Raw genomic sequence first — 19,318 nt, forward strand, 5'->3', positions numbered from 1 at the left:
GCTTATTTTCTATGTCTTTGCACTTTTTGTTATAGGTATTTCCTAGTAAACGGAAATGCTTACTTTCAATTAGGGAGGAATTTAAAATGGCAATTCAAACAAGTAACTTAGGTTATCCACGTATCGGACTACAAAGAGAGTGGAAAAAAACATTGGAAGCTTTTTGGTCCAATAAAATTGATGAAGAACAATTTTTAACAACAATGAAAGAAATTCGCCTTCAACACGTAAAAGTACAGCAAGAAAAAGGGATTGAACTCATTCCAATTGGCGACTTTACATATTATGATCACGTTTTGGATACTGCCTATATGCTAGGATTTATCCCATCACGTTTTTCTGAGTTTACATCTTACCTTGATGTATATTTCGCAATGGCGCGTGGCTCTAAAAATCACGTAGCTTCCGAAATGACAAAATGGTTTAACACAAACTATCACTATATCGTTCCTGAATATGAAGAGGGATTACAAATCTCTTTAAAAGATAATCGTCCACTTCGCTTATACGAAGAGGCAAAACAAGAATTAGGAGTAGATGGAAAGCCTGTTATTTTAGGTCCATATACTTTCTTAAAATTAGCTAAAGGCTATACACAAGAACAATTCCCTTCCATTTTAAAACAGTTAGTTGCACCTTACGTACAACTGCTTTCAGAACTACATGCAGCTGGTGCACAAGCCATTCAAGTTGATGAACCGATTTTCGCTTCTTTAACGAAAGAAGAAGTTCAACAAGCAAAAGAAATTTATGAAGCTATTCGTAAAGAAGTTCCAAATGCGACTCTTCTTTTACAAACGTATTTTGATAGCGTGGAAGAAAACTATGAAGAAATTATTACATTCCCGGTATCCAGTATTGGATTAGATTTCATTCATGGTAAAGAAGGTAATTTAAATGCTATTTCAAAATATGGATTCCCAGCTGATAAAACTTTAGCTGTCGGTTGTATAGATGGCCGTAACATTTGGAGAGCTGACCTTGATGAAGTTCTTGAGTTATTTACAACGTTACAAAAACAAGTCCAAACGAAAGATTTCATCGTTCAGCCTTCTTGTAGCTTATTGCATACACCGATCGATAAAACAGAAGAAACTCACTTATCGACTGAGCTATTTGATGCATTAGCATTTGCAAATCAAAAATTAGAAGAGTTAGTTCTTATTCATTCCGCTCTCACTCAAGGTACAGAAAGCATTAGTACTGAGCTGGAAACATATCGAAACGTACATCATACAATTCGCTCATCTGCTGCACGTAACCGAGAAGATGTCAAAGCAGCACGAACAGCACTAAAAGAAGAAGATTTTTCACGCCCTCTTCCATTTGAAAAACGATACGAATTACAACAAGTTGCCCTGGAGTTACCGCTATTACCAACAACGACCATTGGTAGCTTCCCGCAAACAACTGAAGTTCGTCAAACGCGAAAAGAATGGCGTAACGGTGTTATTTCAAATGAACAATATGAACAATTTATTGAAAAAGAGACAGAAAAATGGATTCGTTACCAAGAAGAAATTGGGCTTGATGTCCTTGTACATGGTGAATTTGAAAGAACTGACATGGTCGAATATTTTGGTGAGCGCCTTGCTGGTTTCTCATTCACTAAAAACGGTTGGGTACAATCATACGGTTCCCGCTGCGTAAAACCACCTGTTATTTATGGTGATGTAGCCTTTATTAACGGCATGACTATTAAGGAAACAGTTTATGCACAAAGCTTAACGGAGAAAGTTGTAAAAGGAATGTTAACTGGACCTGTTACGATTTTAAATTGGTCCTTCGTTCGAAATGACATTCCAAGAAAAGAAGTTTCGTATCAAATTGCACTAGCTCTTCGTCACGAAATTGAACTACTTGAATCTTCCGGAATTAGAGTAATCCAAGTCGATGAGCCAGCACTTCGTGAAGGAATGCCACTAAAAGAAAAAGATTGGGATGCTTATATTACATGGGCAGTACAATCCTTCCTTTTAGCAACTTCTTCTGTAGCAAATGAAACACAAATTCATACTCATATGTGTTACAGTAACTTCGAAGATATTGTTGACGCGATTCGCGCATTAGATGCAGATGTAATTTCTATCGAAACATCAAGAAGTCACGGAGAATTTATTGATACGTTAAAACATACAACATATGAAAAAGGCATCGGTCTAGGTGTATATGATATTCATAGCCCACGTGTACCGAGTAAAGATGAAATGTATAAAATCGTAGAACAATCTTTAGAAGTATGCGATCCTAAATATTTCTGGATTAATCCTGATTGTGGTTTAAAAACGAGAAGAACAGAAGAAGTTATTCCAGCTTTAGAACATATGGTTCAAGCAGCGAAAGATGCTCGTTCCCTTTTAAAAACAAACGCATAACAAAAATGGGTTATCCTTTTCTCAGGATAACCCATTTTTTATTCTTTACTTTCAAAGAAGAATTCGTATTGTATTTTATATAATTCATCATCCGTTGGCTCTTCAAGAGGAATTGCTTGTAAGACAACTGTATACTCACCATTTGGAATAGATATTTGAAATTTGTTTGAAAGAATACTCGTTATAACGATACTTTCATTTTCAACCGTAAAAGGAACCGTAATCGTTCTAACCACTTCTTCTTTTTCAATATGTTTCCCTGGGGTCACTTTCACTTCACAAGTATAATCAGAAAGTGCTTCAAAAATAACAGTTCCCTCTGCCTCAGCATAACCTCTTTCAAAATCTTCATCCGTCCAGTCTACATAAGGCTGCTCACCGTCATAGTTCATCAACATTAATTGCGAATAAGAAATTGTTAACTCCATAGTTCCCCTTCTCCTTCATTATGAAATGTACAAATACTACTTCACTTCAAATTTCACACGCGTACCATCTGGATATTTATCTAACTTATTCCCTACCCAAGAGCCTGCTCCCCGGTTATCCGCCGGACTTATATATTCAATATGTGCTCCTTTTCCGCCTTCCTTGCACATCGCCATTGGCCATTCATCACGATCATACCCTTTTTTTGATGGATACGGTGCTAACGACAATTTCCTTCTATCTGCAGCACCACCACGATCGATTGTACAAACTTCTGAATGCCCTTCTTTTATAGCATCCGTAATATGTTTTCCTGTCTCTGGATAACGTTCTTTCGGAAATTCTAACACTTGATCATACGTATTCGTTTTCTTTACACTTGTTTCCTCTGGCACAAGTACTTCATAAACTGCTACTAAAATAGACAGAATTGCAATAATTGAAATGATAATACCTTTTAATTGCTTCATGTATACCTCCATGTTTCTACCAGTTTCTTTTCCTCAGTTATTATAACAAACTTCTCCTGTATATGTTTTCAGACATTATTTTAGTTATTCCTTGCCATTCCGCCAAAAAATTTCATTTTTTCACTAATGCTGTAGAAAACTAATAGCCTTCCGACATTCTTTTTCAAAGGAAGTCCTCATAAAAGATTGAAATGATATATACGATACTTTTTGGGGAGGAAATATCATGGAAGCTACCTATAAAACGAAAGATGTCACGAATAAAACAGGCATCCCAAAACATATAGTCCGCAAATATAGTCAACTGTTAGAGGAACATGGTTATATGATTTCTAAAACAGCTGATGCTCGTATTTATAAACTTGATGATTTAAAACTATTGAAATCTATACATGAAAGAGCTGCCACATTACAAGAAGATATTTCAGAAACGATACCGATTATTTTAAAAGAAAAAGAGGCCCCACCTGTACCAGTTATACAAGATAAGCAAGAGATACAACCAAAAGAAAAAGAAGATGGGCGTAACTTTGAGGAGTTCATGTTGAAACTTGAAATGCTGGCTCAATTAAATGAAGCAATTATTCATCAAAATTCTACTCTAATTACACAAAATCGTTTAAAGGATGAGAAACTAGATGAATTGATGCAACAAGTGTATGTAAAAGAAGGCTCTCAAGAAAAAATGCTTCAAGAGTTAGTCGAGCACGCCGCTCAAACAGATGCATTGCAAAAAGAAAAAATGGACTTATTAATGAATCATATGTATAAACGAGAATCCAAACAAGAAGAAAAAATGAATAAACTTGTTAGTCAAATTTATAACAAGGACAGTAATCGTGATGCACAGCTTATGCAAGTTATTCGAGAAATTCAAGAAACAAAAAGAATGGTCGCTGCCTCAAAAGAGCAAAGCTTCTTTCAATCATTTAAAAGTTTATTTAGCCGAGCAAAACAAGAAAAAACAAATGAATAAACAATATAAAATAAAAAGTTACCTTCCATCGGTAACTTTTATTCCTTATTTTGTACAGCTGGTAATATAATAATTGCTTCAGTGCCTTTTCCACTTTCACTCTTATATTCCAATGTACCATTATGCGCTTGTAAAATACTAAATGTTACCATAAGCCCTAATCCTGTCCCTTTTTCTTTTAAAGAATAATATGGTTGTCCCAGCCTTGCTAACTGTTCTTTCGTCATACCAACACCACTATCTTTAACTCTTATTATGATTGTTTCGTCTTTTTGAATAGCTGTTACTTTTAAATATCCTTTATTTCCTTGAATTGCTTCAATACCATTTTTAACAACATTCATAATAGCTTGCTTCAATTTTGTCTTATCACCAATCGTATAAAGACTTTCTGAAATTTCAACTTGTAAATATACACCTTGCATCGCTGCAAATGACGACATAAGAGTGGTCATTTCTATTAATTGGGCTGATAAACAAATGTGTTCTTTTTTCTCAATTTGCGGCCTTGCTAAATTCAAGTAATCTGAAATAATTTGTTCCGCCCGATCCAATTCAGCTAATACGAGACGCATATAATCCTTATTCTTCACATCTTCCGTACTTTCTAGCAATTGGATAAATCCACGAACAACAGTAAGTGGATTTCGAACTTCATGTGCCACACTTGCTGCTAACTCACTTACAATATTAAGCTTTTCTGATTTTTGCATCTCTGTACGTAGCAATGCATTTTCATTTAAATATTCAGTTAAATACACCTGAAATACCATTGTCATGACCATGATAAGCGAGGCAAATATAAATCCGCTATATATTTGCGAAATATACGGTGTAAATCCTGTTTCCAAAAGAACATTAATCATGCCTAATACTAAAGAAACAAGCACATAAAATGATGAAATCATAAATGCTAAAATTAATTTCTTATCTCTTGAAAAAAGAGACCATTTCTTTGATAAAAATAGCGGAACTATCAATAGAAATGTTACTTCTAAAACTGGAAGAAAGCTCATTCCCTTTAGTAACCATTCATATGCAACAAAAATAACCGCTGGGATTAACCCAACAATCCCACCATATAAAAAACCACTGACAATTGGAATTGGGTGAAAGTTATACCCACACACATTGCCAAAACAAATAGAGTATGTCATGGAGAGAACGAGCGTAACGCTAGATAAAAACATAATAAAGTAACGATTTGGCTTCGGAGGCATTTCTTGATAGCGATTTAAACGAATCGCTTCATATAAAAATAGTGGTAAAATTATGATGGCAATTTGAATCAACAAATCACGGATAAGCTCCATAACCTCTCATCCCCTATATGTATTTTGATATGATTATATCATTTTATAGGTTTATTTGTTTTAAAATTTTGATTTTTCTTAACATATTTGTTAATTCTTTGTTAACAACTCATAATAATTGTTACAGATTTTCGAAATGATTGTAAACCCTGTACCAAATTCCCTTCGTGCAGTATACAATGAATACGGATTACAAAGAAAATGTAAAAATACTTTTTTAGACGGACAACTATAGCAAAATACAGCATATAATCCATACTATCTATGTTTACAAATAAGTGATCATTACTTTAGTAGGAGGAAGATAAATATGGCGGGTACTACGCTTGTTTTAAAAGAAGAAAATTTGGTTGTTCTAGAAAATGTTGAAAAATCAGTATATGAAGAGTTACAGCATAAAGCAGGAGATGAAGATTGCACATGTGCTGTGAACGAATCAGTTGTTCACCTTGGCAAGGTATCCTCTGTACTCTGGAATGAAGATGAAATAGATTGGGAATACGGATATTAAAAAGTCGCTTATAGCGGCTTTTTTTATCTTTTCTCTCTCTTTCTAAATTACATATACAAAGCGCAATCATAGAAAATATGATAAAATGAACTTAATTTTCAAACGGAAGAAAGGGAGATACAATGGAACAATTCATTAACCCTAGAGTGAAGGATATCCAAATTTCTGGAATCCGTCAATTCTCTAACATGATTCAAAACTATGATAATTTGATTTCTTTAACAATCGGACAACCCGATTTCCCTACACCTTCTCTCGTAAAAGAAGCGGCAAAACGGGCTATTACAGAAAACTATACAAGCTATACACATAACGCTGGTTTACTAGAATTACGTAAGGCAGCTTGTAACTTCGTAAAAGATAACTACGATTTACATTACTCACCTGAAAACGAAACCATCGTTACAATTGGTGCTAGCGAAGCAATTGATGTTGCATTCCGAACGATTTTAGAGCCAGGAACAGAAGTAATTTTACCTGCTCCTATTTATCCAGGTTACGAACCTATTATTCGATTATGCGGTGCAACGCCCATTTTTGTAGATGTTCGTGAAACTGGATTCCGTTTAACAGCTGACGCGCTAAAAAATGCTATTACAGAAAAAACAAGATGTATCGTACTACCATATCCTTCTAACCCAACTGGTGTAACTTTATCCACAGAAGAATTAAAAGATATTGTAGATGTTTTAAAAGATAAAAATATTTTCGTCCTTTCAGATGAAATTTATAGCGAGCTTGTGTATGAACAAAAGCATACATCTATCGCTCATTTCCCAGAAATGCGTGAAAAGACAATTGTCATTAACGGTTTATCTAAATCACATTCTATGACTGGCTGGCGTGTTGGACTTTTATTTGCACCAAGCTATTTAGCAGGACACATATTAAAAGTTCATCAATACAATGTAACGTGTGCTACTTCAATCGCTCAATACGCTGCGATCGAAGCATTAACAGCTGCTAAAGACGCACCCAAAATGATGCGCCACCAATATAAAAAACGCCGTGATTACGTATATAATAGACTCACTCAAATGGGATTAGCAGTTGAAAAGCCAACAGGTGCATTTTACTTATTCCCATATGTTGGTCATTTGACATCTTCATCATTTGATTTTGCACTTGATCTTGTCAAAGAAGCTGGACTAGCTGTAGTTCCTGGAACAGCATTCTCTGAATACGGTGAAGGCTACCTTCGCTTGTCCTATGCATATAGTATCGAAACTTTAAAAGAAGGCTGCGACCGATTAGAAGCCTTTCTAAAGAAAAAAGCTAAGAGTTAAACTCTTAGCTTTTTTCTGCATAATGATCACAAGTTTGACGTTTTAGTAATTTATGAGGAATAATGATACACTTTGCAGTGGATTCTGCATTCTCTACTTTATCAACTAAAGCTTTCGCTGCCTCATATCCTAGCTGATAAATATTCACATCAACTGTCGAAAGTGGAGGGCTCGCAATTTCTGATAATAAAGCATTATTAAAGCTTACAATAGAAACATCCTTCGGTACAACGAATCCTTTTTTAGAAAGAGCACTTAACACACCAAGTCCAATTAAGTCATCCGTTGCCATAATTGCCGTCGGCGGTTGCTGCAGTCCCATTAATTCCTCAACGGCTTGTTGACCACTTTCCCTCGAAAAATCAAAATGTAAAATATATTCTTTTGGTAATACAATGTCTGCTAATTTCAAGGCATCACTCATACCAGCTAAACGATCTCTCGTTACAAGTAAATCTGATCCACCACCAATGAACGCGATTTGCTTATGCCCTAATGAAATTAAATATTCTGCCACTTCTCTTGCAGCTGTATAATTGTCATTATCTACATATGTAATTTCATCTTTTCGATCATATGGTTTTCCTATTAAAACAAACGGGAAATTTTGTTCATGTAAATATTGAATAATCCGATCATTCTCCCTTGAATATAAAAGAATAATGCCACCAATTTGACGTCCCTGTACCATCTTTACGACACCATTAAAAATTTCTTCTTCCGTTTCACCTGTCGACATGTAAAGCGCATAACCTTCTACGTGTGCAAATGAACTAATCCCTCTTATAACTTCTGGGAAAAATGGATTTTGAAAAGCTTTACTTGCAGAACTTGGCATAACAAGACCAAGTGTTTTCGTCGTTTGGTTCGCAAGATTTCTCGCATTTAAATTGGGATGATACCCTAATTCACTCATCACTTTCCTAACACGGCGCTTTGTTTTTTCACTTATACTTGGATTATCAGCAATTACACGAGAAACTGTTGATGGTGCAACATTCGCTTGCTTCGCCACATCTTTAATTGTAACTGTCATAAAAATCCCCCTCCTCTCATTTCTCTGCCATTTTTCATATATTTTATCTCGCACTCATTGCAAGTCATAAACTTTCATTTCTTATATCTTGCAAAACTAATCCTATTCTCCCTCTTCATGTATTGTAAGGGATATAGCTATTTTTTCCTATACTATAATATACTATTTATTTCACTTCTTTTCACATGTGATGTCAAATCTCTTTTCATCTCCCTATAAACTTATTTATAGGGAGATGAAAAGAAAAATGGGACGTAATGTCCCATTTTTCATCCTTTTGTACCTCCAGCTGTTAAACCGGAAACAAAATATTTTTGTAGTGATAGGAATAAAATTGAAATCGGGATCGCAATTAACACTGAACCCGCTGCAAACGTTGTAAATTCATTACCGAATTTTTTCGCAACCATTTCATATAATCCAACTGCTAAAGTATAATTTTCTGGTGTTCGCAAAATAATACTCGCTAAAATGAAATCTGTAAATGGACCAATGAAAGTAAATAATGCTACAACCGCTACGATTGGCTTTGCAAGTGGCATAATGATTTGCCAGAAAATACGGAAATGCCCTGCTCCATCCATTCGAGCTGATTCATCCAGTTCTTTCGGAATCGTATCAAAATACCCTTTCATAAGCCATGTATTCATCGGAATTGCTCCGCCCACATAAATTAAAATTAATGCAAGGTGTGTATCAAGTAATCCTGTTAACTGAGCTAATATATATAGTGCGATTAACGCTGCAAAATTCGGGATCATTTGCAGAATTAAAAATGTTAATAAACCATTCTTTCTTCCAACAAAACGATATCTCGAAAATGCATAAGCAGTAAAACTAATGGCTAGTACAGAGAAAATCATCGTCATTACGCTAACTTTCAAAGTATTTTTATACCAAAGTAAGTAATTACTTGAATCGAGATCAAGTAGCTTGCGATAATGATCTAATGTGGCGTTTTTTGGAATAATACTTGACCCAGATAAACTATCACCTGGATTAAACGATGAGCCAATTATCCATAGTAATGGATAGAAAACAATCGCACACATTATGAAGATAACTAAATAACTTAATGAAAGACGTAGCATCTTTTGTCGTTTAATATTCATTTACATCATATCCTCTTCTTGGAATGATTTTGTTCTCTTAAATTGCCATAACGCAACTGTAATAACGATTAACGATAAAATCATTGTAAGAGCTGCTGCTTTGCCGTATTGAGCCGAAGTCATCGTTAACTTATAGATCCATGAAATTAAAATATCCGTTCCACCTGCATTTTGTCCAGACACAGCAGGTCCCCCGTTATTAAATAGATAAATAATACTAAAATTATTAAAGTTAAACGTATATTGCGTAATTAATATTGGCGCTGTTGCATATAACACAAGTGGCAATGTAATTTTGCGGAACTGTTGCCAAGCAGTTGCTCCGTCTACTGTAGCCGCTTCATATAATTCTCCTGGAATCGATTGCAGTATACCTGTTGTCATCGCAAAGACGAACGGGAAACCAAGCCACGTTTGAATCATAATTAAAGCAATCTTTGACCAAAACGGGTCTGTCATCCAAGCAATCTTTTCAATCCCGAATAAAGCTAATACTTGGTTATTAATTGCTCCAAATGTTTCATTAAACATACCAGCAAATACAAGAATAGATACGAATGCTGGAACAGCCCACGGTAAAATAAAGATTGTTCGAATAATTGCCTTACCTTTAATACCAGGCTGATTTACGATAATCGCTAAAAAAATACCAAGTGCAACTTGTAATGTTGTTGCAACGAATGTCCAAATGACAGTCCAAGAAAATACACTTAAAAATGTATCTCTCCACATCGGTAATGTGAAAATATCAATAAAGTTTTTAAAGCCCACCCAATCTACTAATTTAGCTGGAGGAGAATGATATAAATCATAGTTTGTAAATCCAATTAAAATTACGAAGATGATTGGAAATACGACAACAAAGATAAGTAGTAGAAAACCTGGTGAAACCATTAAATAAGGAAAGCCTTGATCTAACAAATTACGGTATTGCTCTTTTACAGAATTTAACGGTGTTCCAATATCACGTTTCTTCCCATTTTGATATGCATCATATAAGTTAAATGCATATATGCCAAGCCCAAAAGCGATAACGATAAGTGCCAAGATCCCTTCTACTAATAGAAAGACGGAATGGTCACGTGGAACTTCTGTACCGAGCGTTACAATGCCCCATAATCCCATATTTAATAAATCAGCAAAGGCTACAATAAATGAACCTGTTAATACTAGAAAAATAAGACCTTTTACAAATTGTTTATTATACATTTGGCCCACGCCTGGAATGATTGATAACATGGTTGCCACTTTCCTATGCTTTGAATCATTTAACCCCTTTGCAGGTTCCATAGATGTTTGCATGTTCCTTCCCCCTTTTTTCTTCCTACATGGAAGGGAGAGAATTCGTGCCCCTCATATTAGAGGCACGAATTTCACCTTATTTTTTCTTACTATGATTTGCCTCAATATTACCTTTAATTTGTTTCACTGCACTATCAAGTGCGGATTTTGGTGCTTCTTTATCTGATACAACTAATTGAAGCGCATCTCCAGCTGGTTTCCAAACTTCTTGCATTTCTGGAATATTTGGCATTGGAATTCCATTTTCAGATTGTGTCGCAACCGCTTTTGCAGCCTCATTTTCTTTAATGATTGGATCTTCCATTACTGATTTTACTGGTGGAATTTCTTTCGTTTTCTCAAAGCGAATTTTAGCATTTTCTTCATTTGTAACCCACTCAGTAAATTTTGTAGCTAAATCATTTTGTTTAGAGAAGCTTGTTACATGCCATCCTTTTACGCCAACGAACGTTTTCATCGGTTGACCATTTGGTAATTTCGGCATTGGAGCAACACCATAGTCTATTCCAGCCTTTTCCATCGCTTGGAATGCCCATGGACCATTCATAATAGATGCTGCTTTTCCTTCATTAAATAATCCATCTGCAGCTGAACCACCAGATTCACCGATAATACCTTTCGGGAATAACTTTTCTTTATACCATTTTTGAATATATTCAGCACCTTGTACCGCACCGCTATTATTTAATCCAATATCATTTGCATTTGGCTTTCCATCTTTTTCACCAAATACATAACCACCCATACCTGCCATAAATGCATTAGCAAAGTAGAAGTTATCTCCTAGTGCTAAAAATCCGTATTTTCCATCTTTCGTAAAGTCTTTTGAGAAGTTAAACAGTTCATCCATCGTTTCCGGCGCTTTTTGCATCATTTTTTTATTATAAATAAAGATTGGTGTTTCAATCGCTTTTGGTAAACCATATATTTTTCCGTTATATGTTTGTGCTTCTATTGATAAATCTGTAAATTTACTTTTTACTGTATCATCTACTTTCACTTCTGAAAGTAGCCCTTCTGTTACCGCATTACCAATATGATCATGTGGCAATGTTACAACATCTGGCCCTGTGCCAGCTGGACCGTCGAGACGAAGTTTTTCTATTTGTTTCGTCATCTGAACCTCTTCAACTTTTACTTTCACATTATATTTCTTTTCAAAACTTTTCACCGCTGGCTCTAGACCCACACCTTTTTTCTCATCTTCCCAAACAAGAAGATCATAGTCTTTTTTCGCTTTACTTTCCTCTTTTTTCCCTGAATCTTTCGGTCCACATGCAGATAACATACCAATAGATAATGCTGAAACCGTTAATAATGATAATGCTTTCTTCATCCCAAAAACCTCCCTAAATTGTCTATGTACCTCAGTAACTGAAAACGTTTGCATTTAATAGTTTAATTGAAGCGCAAACAATATCTCAAGTCTATGAAAACGTTTGCGCTATTTGTCTATCATTATACATTCTTTTATTCATTTTGCAAATATTAATTTAAAAATTATGTCATTATACTCTTTATACATTGACTTTATATGAAATGAATACTACTCTTATAAGCAATATTAAAGCTATAAGAAAGGCAATCGTTTGCAATACAGGCTTTATTATTACACTTAAGGGAATACTATGTATAGAGATATTGAAGGGGGATTTTCTATATGTTTAAAGAAGCCATTTATCATAGGCCGAAAGATAATTATGCATACGCTTACGATGAACAAACAATTCACATCCGAATACGTACTAAGAGTGATGATGTTCAAAGCGCCGATCTTATTTACGGTGATCCTTACGAATGGAAAGACGGGAAATGGATATCAGCAAGTACACCAATGAAAAAAACGGGTTCTACTGCATTATTTGATTATTGGTCCATTGCAATCGAACCAAAATTTAAGCGCTTACGTTATGGGTTTGAATTAAAATCTGAAACAGACACTCTTATTTATACAGAGCGAGGATTCTTTTCTAACATTCCAAATGATGATGTTGGTAACTTTTTTTGTTTTCCATTTATTCATGCAGATGATGTATTCAAAGCACCATCGTGGATTAAAGACACCATTTGGTATCAGATTTTCCCTGAACGATTCGCTAATGGCGATAGTACGCTGAATCCAGAAAACACCCTTCCTTGGGGAAGTACGAATCCAACTCCAACTAATTTTTTCGGCGGGGATTTTGCTGGTGTTATTCAAAACCTTGATTACCTTGTTAAGCTTGGCATTTCCGGAATATATTTCACACCTATTTTCAAAGCTCATTCAAACCATAAATATGACACAATTGACTATATGGAAATTGATCCACAATTTGGGACGAAAGAAACTTTTAAAGAGCTCATTGAAGAATGTCATAAACACGGTATAAAAGTAATGCTCGATGCTGTGTTTAATCATAGTGGATACTTTTTCGAGAAATTTCAAGACGTTCTAGAGAACGGTGAGAAGTCTGCATATAAAGAGTGGTTCCACATTCATGAATTTCCAATTATAACCGATCCACTTCCCAATTATGATACTTTCGCCTTTACACCGTATATGCCTAAATTAAATACAGCTCATCCAGATGTAAAAGAATACTTACTTGAAGTAGGACGTTATTGGGTACGAGAATTCAATATAGATGGCTGGCGCCTTGATGTCGCAAATGAAGTCGATCACAACTTTTGGAGAGAATTCCGAACTGAAATAAAGACATTAAATCCTGAAGTATATATTTTGGGAGAAATTTGGCACGATGCCCTTCCGTGGCTACAAGGCGATCAATTTGATGCTGTCATGAGCTACCCTGTTACAAACGCTCTACTTTCTTACTTTGCTAACGATTCCATTAAAGCAAGTGAATTTATGAAGCAAATTACAGAATCTCTACATTCCTACTCTATGAATGTAAATGAAGCAGCCTTTCATTTATTAGATAGCCATGATACTCCAAGAATTTTAACAACATGCAATGGAGATAAAAATAAGTTGAAATTGCTCTATGTATTCCATCTTTCTTTCATCGGCTCTCCATGTATTTATTACGGAGATGAAATCGGCATGGATGGTGGTATGGACCCCGATTGCCGTAAATGTATGATTTGGGATACTAAAGAACAAGATCATGCATTATTTACACATATACAAACATTGATTTCATTACGAAAACAACATGCAGCTTTTGGAGGACATGGTACTTTTCAATTCATCGAAGCAAATGATGAACATAATTATATTTCTTATACGAAAACATATGAGGATGAAACTATCTTTTTCGTTTTAAACCCTACTAATAGTGAAGTTACAGTTTCACTCCCTCTTCATGTTACTGGTAAGAAAATAATTAACATTTATACAAATGAAGAATTTTCAGCAGAAGCAAGTGTATTACAAGTTACACTTCCTCCATATGGATTCTCCATATTAAAATGGTAACCCAAAAAATCCTTATGCCAAGGTGGCATAAGGATTTTTCTTATTTCAATTTGAATACCATCGCTTCATACGGACGTAATGTAATGTTATCTATCAATCCGATTTCTACATCGTAATTGTGTATGAATAATTCTGATTCACTATAACTAATATCCTCAGGCATTTCAAATACACTTTCATCCGCAGTAAAGTTTGCAATAACAAGTAGTTTTTCGTCTCCATATGTTCTTACATAAGCAAAAATAGAAGGATTATTCTCTAATATTAAATCATATGATCCATATACAACTATTTCATTATTTTTGCGTAGCTCAATTAATTTCTTATAGTAATAAAAAATTGAACCTTCATCTTGGATTGCTTGTTTCACATTAATCTCTTTATAGTTAGGATTTACAGTAATCCAAGGCTCACCCGTTGTAAATCCAGCGTGATTCTGATCATCCCACTGCATCGGAGTTCTAGCATTATCACGACCCTTTATATAAATAGATTCCATTACTTTTTCTATATCTTCACCATGGTCTATCACTTTTTCTTTATACATATTTAACGTTTCAATATCTCGATATTCATCAATTGATTGGAATCGAACGTTCGTCATTCCGATTTCTTCACCTTGATAAATATATGGCGTTCCCTTCATCATATGAAGAACTGTCGCTAACATTTTCGCAGATTCAATGCGATACATTCCATCGTTACCAAAACGAGATACAACGCGAGGCTGATCATGGTTATTCCAATAAAGGCTATTCCATCCGGTATGCTCTAATGCTTTTTGCCACTTTGTTAAATTCTCTTTTAAAGTAAGAAGTGAGCATGGTTTTACATCCCACTTTCCACCTTCTCCTGAATCTAAATCCATATGTTCAAATTGGAATACCATTTGCAACTCTTTTCGTTCTTCTCCAGTATACAATTTAGCTTCTTCTGTCGTTACACCAGGCATTTCACCAACCGTCATAATATCATAATTCGATAATACTTCCTCATTCATTTCATGCAAATATTTATGAATGTTTGGACCGTTCATAAAATGTTTATGACCTGAAACATAACCATCTTCATCTGTTTCAACTGTTGGTAACCCTTCTTCTTTAGAAATAAAATTGATAACATCCATGCGGAATCCATCAATTCCTTTTTCTAACCAAAACTTCATCATCTCATAAACATCTTGTCTTACCTTTTCATTATCCCAGTTTAAATCCGGTTGTTTTTTAGAAAACAGATGTAAATAATATTCATCCGTCATTTCATCATACTTCCATGCAGATCCACTAAAAGCAGCTCCCCAGTTGTTTGGTTCTTTCCCTTCTTTTCCAGGACGCCATATATAGTAATCTCTATATTTATTATCTTTTGATTTACGTGATTCAATAAACCAATTATGTTCATCAGATGTATGATTAACAACTAAATCCATCATCAATTTCATATTACGTTCATGCATTTCATGTAATAGTTCATCCCAATCTTCCATTGTTCCGAACTCGTTCATAATTTTACAATAATCACTTATATCGTAACCATTATCATCATTTGGAGATTCATAGACTGGTGATAACCAAATCACATCAATCCCTAACTCTTTTAAGTAATCTAGCTTTGAAATAATCCCTTGAAGATCTCCTATACCATCACCATTACTATCCATAAAGCTACGAGGATAAATTTGATATACTACGCTTTCTTTCCACCATTGTTTTTCCATTATGCTACCCCATTTCATTCATAATTCATTTTTCTCTTTTTTAAGGCGCAAACGTTTTCATTAATGAATGATAACAGATTCTATCTCAATTTAAAATAGCGCTTACAATTTTTATTGTTCTTTTTCTAAGAAAAAACGCGAAAATCACTAATAATTCTCCAATATATGAAAACGTTTTATTTTTTTATTTATTTTTTGAATCTATTCGTTTATAATGAACTCAAAGAAAACGTTTGCATAATTATTTCTAGGGGGAAATACCATGGCAGAACTTAAATTAGAAAACATTTATAAGATATATGATAATAACGTAACAGCTGTAACTGATTTTAATTTACACATTCAAGATAAAGAATTTATCGTATTTGTCGGTCCTTCTGGATGCGGAAAATCTACAACGTTACGAATGGTAGCTGGACTCGAAGATATTTCAAAAGGCGAGTTTTCAATTGATGGTAAACTAATGAATGATGTTCCTCCAAAAGATCGAGATATCGCAATGGTATTCCAAAACTACGCTCTTTATCCACATATGAGTGTATATGATAATATGGCATTTGGATTAAAACTTCGAAAAATACCAAAAGATGAAATCGATCGTCGTGTAAAAGATGCAGCAAAAATTTTAGGACTTGAACAATATTTAGATAGAAAACCGAAAGCATTATCAGGTGGACAGCGCCAACGTGTTGCGTTAGGTAGAGCAATCGTTCGAGATGCAAAAGTTTTCTTAATGGACGAGCCATTATCAAACTTAGATGCTAAACTCCGTGTTGCAATGCGCTCAGAAATTTCTAAGCTACATCATCGCCTTGGAACAACAACAATTTATGTAACACATGACCAAACAGAAGCAATGACTATGGCTTCGCGTCTTGTCGTTATGAAGGATGGAAAGATTCAACAAATTGGAACACCAAAAGAAGTATATGAAACACCAGAAAACATTTTCGTGGGTGGATTTATCGGGTCACCAGCGATGAACTTCTTCCGTGGTAAATTGACTGAAACCGATTTCGTTATAGACAATACTATAAAAATCAAAGTATCTGAAGGAAAAATGAAGATGCTACGTGAACAAGGCTATGTAAATAAGGAAATTGTTTTAGGTATTCGCCCGGAGGACATTCATGATGAACTACTATTTTTAGAAGCTTCACAATCTACTACTTTCACAACAAAAATTGAAGTTGCTGAATTGTTAGGTGCTGAATCTATTTTATATATGAAACTTGGAAATCAAGATTTTGCAGCACGTGTTGATGCAAGACATATATTCTCACCTGGAGACCAAATTAAATTGGCATTTGATTTAAATAAAGCGCATTTCTTTGACAACCAAACAGAACAACGTATTCGCTAAAAAAATTTCCTTCTATATAACATACAAAAAAACCGTCCACATATATTGAGGGCGGTTTTCATTATTATACTAGGGCTTCTACTGTATGAAATGATTGTCCTTTCGTGCCAATAATACCGAAAATCGGTAAATCACTAAGCACCACTTCTTCTTGCTGTTTCATAAAAGATGACGTTAATTGTTTTATCTCTATCCAAACGTCATTAATACAAAGTACATTGGAATCGTTCTCTTGTTGGCGAGAAAAAATAGAATCTATTTTATATAAACCAGCATTTTGAAAAAGCATGTCAATGCGACTGAATGCATTCAAAGTAATGCTAATAACGCGTTGCCAATCTCCTTGCTTTTCCATATCATAGAATACAAAAAGGGCTTCTCCGCCTAGATTCGTAATTTCCTCCACTGTTGCTTGTCCACTTTCTTGATCAATGTCCGTCACAATTACTTTTGCGCCTTGTTTAGCCAACAAAAGAGCTGTATTACGTCCAATACCGATGCCACCGCCAGTTACGATAGCAACTTTTCCTGCAAGCTTCATTTTCATTACCCCTTCTATAAGTCTTACCGTCATTCAGTATACTCCTTTATGAGATTATTCTGCAAGCAAGAAAAATTGCTATTCAATTTGTAAACGTTTACTTTTTATCCTTCTTTTTTCTTACTCTTACGCTGATCAAGAACTAGACCGATAAAAATGAGAATGCCCCAAAAAATTATGCTACCTCCTGTCATCTCAACTTCCCCCTTATTATATAAAGTAAAACTTTAATCAGCCCCAAATGGTGAGATAAAGATATTATTTTTAATTATTATATCATTATCTTAATTTTCAATCTATTATAAATAGAAATGACACATTTTAGCTTTTCCTTACTGTAAATATTCACAATATACTTATAAAATAAAAAAAGACCCTTTTATATATAAAAGGGTCTTTTTTTATTTTATTTTATTATACAAGACTTATTATTTTCGTCTTTGTAATTAAGTCCTGAAAACCGCAATTGTCTTTGCGGAACAACATCATATATACGTTACATATTAATGGAATTCCTAATAGCAATACGTTCGGTAATAACACTACAAAAAATCTTATAATTAATGTTTGCAACGTTAGCTTTTCACTCTTCAATGAAATTAATTTTATTCTCGTTACCTTTTTGCCAAGTGTAACACCGTTCCAAATAAAGGGTAACACAATAAAATATATCGCCATTAATATGAAAACTACTGCGAAATCATATCTAAAATCACCTAAGCTTATATTAAAGCGCTTAAACATAGCACTATAGTTTCCGGTCATAATAGCTACTACTGCACCATACATAACCGAGATTAAAAACATGTCAATTAGGGAAGCACCTATGCGATTCATTACAAGCGCTGGACGATGCATCTTTAACTTCATTTTATGTCGACTCCTTCATATCCTTCTTTACCCGTCTCATCGTACCACTTCTAAAAAACATTGTAAACTAGCGTTTCTCTTACTTTTCTTGTACAATTTGTTACAATAGCATTATAAAGGAGGTTCCCATATTGAAAAAATGGATAATCCTATTCGTCGCCTTCCTATTAACTGGTTGTGCAGGAAACACAAGTCACTTAACTTATACGGTTAACGATGAATACGAACTCATACGTACTTCTGGAAATGCATTTGAACTTTTCCCCTCGCAAGATGCTGTATATGCCACACAATACATCCCTGCAAAAATTACAGACATTGCTTGGGATGATAAATACATTATTGCAAAACAAACTGAGGAAAAATCAGATCCAAATAACCCTGACGCAGCAATTGCAAATAAAAAAAGTGAACATTATTGGATTATTGACGTAAAGCACAATAAACGTTTCGGTCCCTACAATGAAAAGCAATTTAACGAACAAAAAGATGCGTTTAAAATTAAGGTGCCTTTTCAAAATGTAGATTCATACATAAAAGAAATAAAAAAACAGTCAGCATAATATTTGAGTGCTGACTGTTTTTCTTACATTATT

At 34.5% G+C, this 19,318-nt stretch carries 18 protein-coding genes; 7 read left to right on the plus strand and 11 right to left on the minus strand.

Going from position 1 to position 19,318, the window contains the following annotated elements; translation table 11 throughout:
- Positions 1 to 86 precede the first annotated feature (86 nt).
- A complete protein-coding gene (metE, locus tag QCI81_RS06980) occupies positions 87 to 2,375 on the plus strand; it encodes a 5-methyltetrahydropteroyltriglutamate--homocysteine S-methyltransferase (protein WP_001007615.1) in 2,289 nt (762 codons plus the stop codon).
- A gap of 38 nt (positions 2,376 to 2,413) precedes the next feature.
- Here the strand turns inward: metE and QCI81_RS06985 are convergent, their stop codons facing one another.
- Together QCI81_RS06985 and nucA are read right to left on the minus strand one after the other, a co-directional pair.
- A complete protein-coding gene (locus tag QCI81_RS06985; RefSeq protein WP_000424024.1) occupies positions 2,414 to 2,803 on the minus strand; it encodes a competence protein ComJ in 390 nt (129 codons plus the stop codon).
- A gap of 36 nt (positions 2,804 to 2,839) precedes the next feature.
- Positions 2,840 to 3,274, minus strand: a complete 435-nt coding sequence (gene nucA, locus QCI81_RS06990; protein WP_000811494.1) for a DNA-entry nuclease — start codon at positions 3,272 to 3,274, stop codon at positions 2,840 to 2,842.
- 226 nt (positions 3,275 to 3,500) lie between these two features.
- Here nucA and QCI81_RS06995 point away from each other — a divergent pair, with 226 nt between their 5' ends.
- On the plus strand, positions 3,501 to 4,250 hold the full coding sequence (locus tag QCI81_RS06995; RefSeq protein ID WP_000388467.1) for a DUF3967 domain-containing protein: 750 nt from the start codon (positions 3,501 to 3,503) through the stop codon (positions 4,248 to 4,250).
- Between the two features lie 38 nt (positions 4,251 to 4,288).
- On the opposite strand, the gene kinB is transcribed toward QCI81_RS06995, so the two are convergent.
- A complete protein-coding gene (gene kinB / locus QCI81_RS07000; protein WP_000420372.1) occupies positions 4,289 to 5,563 on the minus strand; it encodes a sporulation sensor histidine kinase KinB in 1,275 nt (424 codons plus the stop codon).
- A gap of 310 nt (positions 5,564 to 5,873) precedes the next feature.
- Between kinB and QCI81_RS07005 the strand changes: the two genes are divergently transcribed.
- Both QCI81_RS07005 and QCI81_RS07010 read left to right on the plus strand, forming a co-directional pair.
- On the plus strand, positions 5,874 to 6,074 hold the full coding sequence (locus tag QCI81_RS07005; protein ID WP_000929276.1) for a hypothetical protein: 201 nt from the start codon (positions 5,874 to 5,876) through the stop codon (positions 6,072 to 6,074).
- Positions 6,075 to 6,196: 122 nt separating this feature from the next.
- Entirely contained in the window at positions 6,197 to 7,360 is a 1,164-nt protein-coding gene (locus QCI81_RS07010) for an aminotransferase A (RefSeq protein ID WP_023522939.1), read from the plus strand.
- Positions 7,361 to 7,364: 4 nt separating this feature from the next.
- Here QCI81_RS07010 and malR read toward each other — a convergent pair whose 3' ends face one another.
- The 4 genes from malR to QCI81_RS07030 all read right to left on the minus strand — a co-directional run bounded on the left by malR (position 7,365) and on the right by QCI81_RS07030 (position 12,146).
- Entirely contained in the window at positions 7,365 to 8,396 is a 1,032-nt protein-coding gene (gene malR / locus QCI81_RS07015; RefSeq protein ID WP_016512354.1) for a maltose operon transcriptional repressor MalR, read from the minus strand.
- A 269-nt stretch (positions 8,397 to 8,665) separates the two neighbouring features.
- Positions 8,666 to 9,508 carry a maltosaccharide ABC transporter permease MalD gene (gene malD / locus QCI81_RS07020; RefSeq protein ID WP_001022603.1) on the minus strand — a complete coding sequence of 281 codons (843 nt, stop codon included), beginning with the start codon at positions 9,506 to 9,508 and terminating at the stop codon, positions 8,666 to 8,668.
- Positions 9,509 to 10,810 carry a maltosaccharide ABC transporter permease MalC gene (gene malC / locus QCI81_RS07025; RefSeq protein WP_001194982.1) on the minus strand — a complete coding sequence of 434 codons (1,302 nt, stop codon included), beginning with the start codon at positions 10,808 to 10,810 and terminating at the stop codon, positions 9,509 to 9,511.
- 76 nt (positions 10,811 to 10,886) lie between these two features.
- On the minus strand, positions 10,887 to 12,146 hold the full coding sequence (locus QCI81_RS07030; protein ID WP_000709931.1) for an extracellular solute-binding protein: 1,260 nt from the start codon (positions 12,144 to 12,146) through the stop codon (positions 10,887 to 10,889).
- A 324-nt stretch (positions 12,147 to 12,470) separates the two neighbouring features.
- On the opposite strand from QCI81_RS07030, the gene QCI81_RS07035 reads away from it, so the two are divergent.
- A complete protein-coding gene (locus tag QCI81_RS07035) occupies positions 12,471 to 14,231 on the plus strand; it encodes an alpha-glycosidase (RefSeq protein WP_353810646.1) in 1,761 nt (586 codons plus the stop codon).
- A gap of 40 nt (positions 14,232 to 14,271) precedes the next feature.
- Here the strand turns inward: QCI81_RS07035 and malL are convergent, their stop codons facing one another.
- Positions 14,272 to 15,948, minus strand: coding sequence for an oligo-1,6-glucosidase (gene malL, locus QCI81_RS07040; protein WP_071729761.1), 1,677 nt, complete (start codon positions 15,946 to 15,948; stop codon positions 14,272 to 14,274).
- Positions 15,949 to 16,210: 262 nt separating this feature from the next.
- Between malL and QCI81_RS07045 the strand changes: the two genes are divergently transcribed.
- On the plus strand, positions 16,211 to 17,311 hold the full coding sequence (locus tag QCI81_RS07045) for an ABC transporter ATP-binding protein (protein WP_069356149.1): 1,101 nt from the start codon (positions 16,211 to 16,213) through the stop codon (positions 17,309 to 17,311).
- 64 nt (positions 17,312 to 17,375) lie between these two features.
- Here the strand turns inward: QCI81_RS07045 and QCI81_RS07050 are convergent, their stop codons facing one another.
- From QCI81_RS07050 to QCI81_RS07060, 3 genes are all read right to left on the minus strand, one after another.
- Positions 17,376 to 17,885, minus strand: a complete 510-nt coding sequence (locus QCI81_RS07050; protein WP_000218413.1) for an SDR family NAD(P)-dependent oxidoreductase — start codon at positions 17,883 to 17,885, stop codon at positions 17,376 to 17,378.
- Positions 17,886 to 17,956: 71 nt separating this feature from the next.
- On the minus strand, positions 17,957 to 18,046 hold the full coding sequence (locus QCI81_RS07055; protein ID WP_000145638.1) for a hypothetical protein: 90 nt from the start codon (positions 18,044 to 18,046) through the stop codon (positions 17,957 to 17,959).
- Positions 18,047 to 18,266: 220 nt separating this feature from the next.
- Positions 18,267 to 18,722: an RDD family protein gene (locus QCI81_RS07060; protein WP_000769080.1), complete on the minus strand. Its 456-nt coding sequence runs from the start codon at positions 18,720 to 18,722 to the stop codon at positions 18,267 to 18,269.
- 131 nt (positions 18,723 to 18,853) lie between these two features.
- Between QCI81_RS07060 and QCI81_RS07065 the strand changes: the two genes are divergently transcribed.
- Positions 18,854 to 19,285: a DUF3997 domain-containing protein gene (locus QCI81_RS07065; protein WP_000758789.1), complete on the plus strand. Its 432-nt coding sequence runs from the start codon at positions 18,854 to 18,856 to the stop codon at positions 19,283 to 19,285.
- The last annotated feature ends 33 nt before the right edge of the window (positions 19,286 to 19,318 follow it).

The sequence above is a fragment of the Bacillus cereus group sp. MG20 genome, from assembly GCF_040459885.1.
GTDB lineage: Bacteria > Bacillota > Bacilli > Bacillales > Bacillaceae_G > Bacillus_A > Bacillus_A cereus.

What these genes read in the sequence shown, in the direction of transcription:
- malR (WP_016512354.1), bottom strand. Translation starts at nt 8,396, where the DNA reads ATGACAGTTACAATTAAAGATGTGGCGAAGCAAGCGAATGTTGCACCA.
- QCI81_RS07060 (WP_000769080.1), bottom strand. Translation starts at nt 18,722, where the DNA reads ATGAAGTTAAAGATGCATCGTCCAGCGCTTGTAATGAATCGCATAGGT.
- QCI81_RS07045 (WP_069356149.1), top strand. Translation starts at nt 16,211, where the DNA reads ATGGCAGAACTTAAATTAGAAAACATTTATAAGATATATGATAATAAC.
- QCI81_RS07030 (WP_000709931.1), bottom strand. Translation starts at nt 12,146, where the DNA reads ATGAAGAAAGCATTATCATTATTAACGGTTTCAGCATTATCTATTGGT.
- malL (WP_071729761.1), bottom strand. Translation starts at nt 15,948, where the DNA reads ATGGAAAAACAATGGTGGAAAGAAAGCGTAGTATATCAAATTTATCCT.
- malD (WP_001022603.1), bottom strand. Translation starts at nt 9,508, where the DNA reads ATGAATATTAAACGACAAAAGATGCTACGTCTTTCATTAAGTTATTTA.
- nucA (WP_000811494.1), bottom strand. Translation starts at nt 3,274, where the DNA reads ATGAAGCAATTAAAAGGTATTATCATTTCAATTATTGCAATTCTGTCT.
- QCI81_RS07055 (WP_000145638.1), bottom strand. Translation starts at nt 18,046, where the DNA reads ATGACAGGAGGTAGCATAATTTTTTGGGGCATTCTCATTTTTATCGGT.
- QCI81_RS06995 (WP_000388467.1), top strand. Translation starts at nt 3,501, where the DNA reads ATGGAAGCTACCTATAAAACGAAAGATGTCACGAATAAAACAGGCATC.
- QCI81_RS06985 (WP_000424024.1), bottom strand. Translation starts at nt 2,803, where the DNA reads ATGGAGTTAACAATTTCTTATTCGCAATTAATGTTGATGAACTATGAC.
- QCI81_RS07010 (WP_023522939.1), top strand. Translation starts at nt 6,197, where the DNA reads ATGGAACAATTCATTAACCCTAGAGTGAAGGATATCCAAATTTCTGGA.
- kinB (WP_000420372.1), bottom strand. Translation starts at nt 5,563, where the DNA reads ATGGAGCTTATCCGTGATTTGTTGATTCAAATTGCCATCATAATTTTA.
- QCI81_RS07050 (WP_000218413.1), bottom strand. Translation starts at nt 17,885, where the DNA reads ATGACGGTAAGACTTATAGAAGGGGTAATGAAAATGAAGCTTGCAGGA.
- QCI81_RS07035 (WP_353810646.1), top strand. Translation starts at nt 12,471, where the DNA reads ATGTTTAAAGAAGCCATTTATCATAGGCCGAAAGATAATTATGCATAC.
- malC (WP_001194982.1), bottom strand. Translation starts at nt 10,810, where the DNA reads ATGCAAACATCTATGGAACCTGCAAAGGGGTTAAATGATTCAAAGCAT.
- QCI81_RS07005 (WP_000929276.1), top strand. Translation starts at nt 5,874, where the DNA reads ATGGCGGGTACTACGCTTGTTTTAAAAGAAGAAAATTTGGTTGTTCTA.
- metE (WP_001007615.1), top strand. Translation starts at nt 87, where the DNA reads ATGGCAATTCAAACAAGTAACTTAGGTTATCCACGTATCGGACTACAA.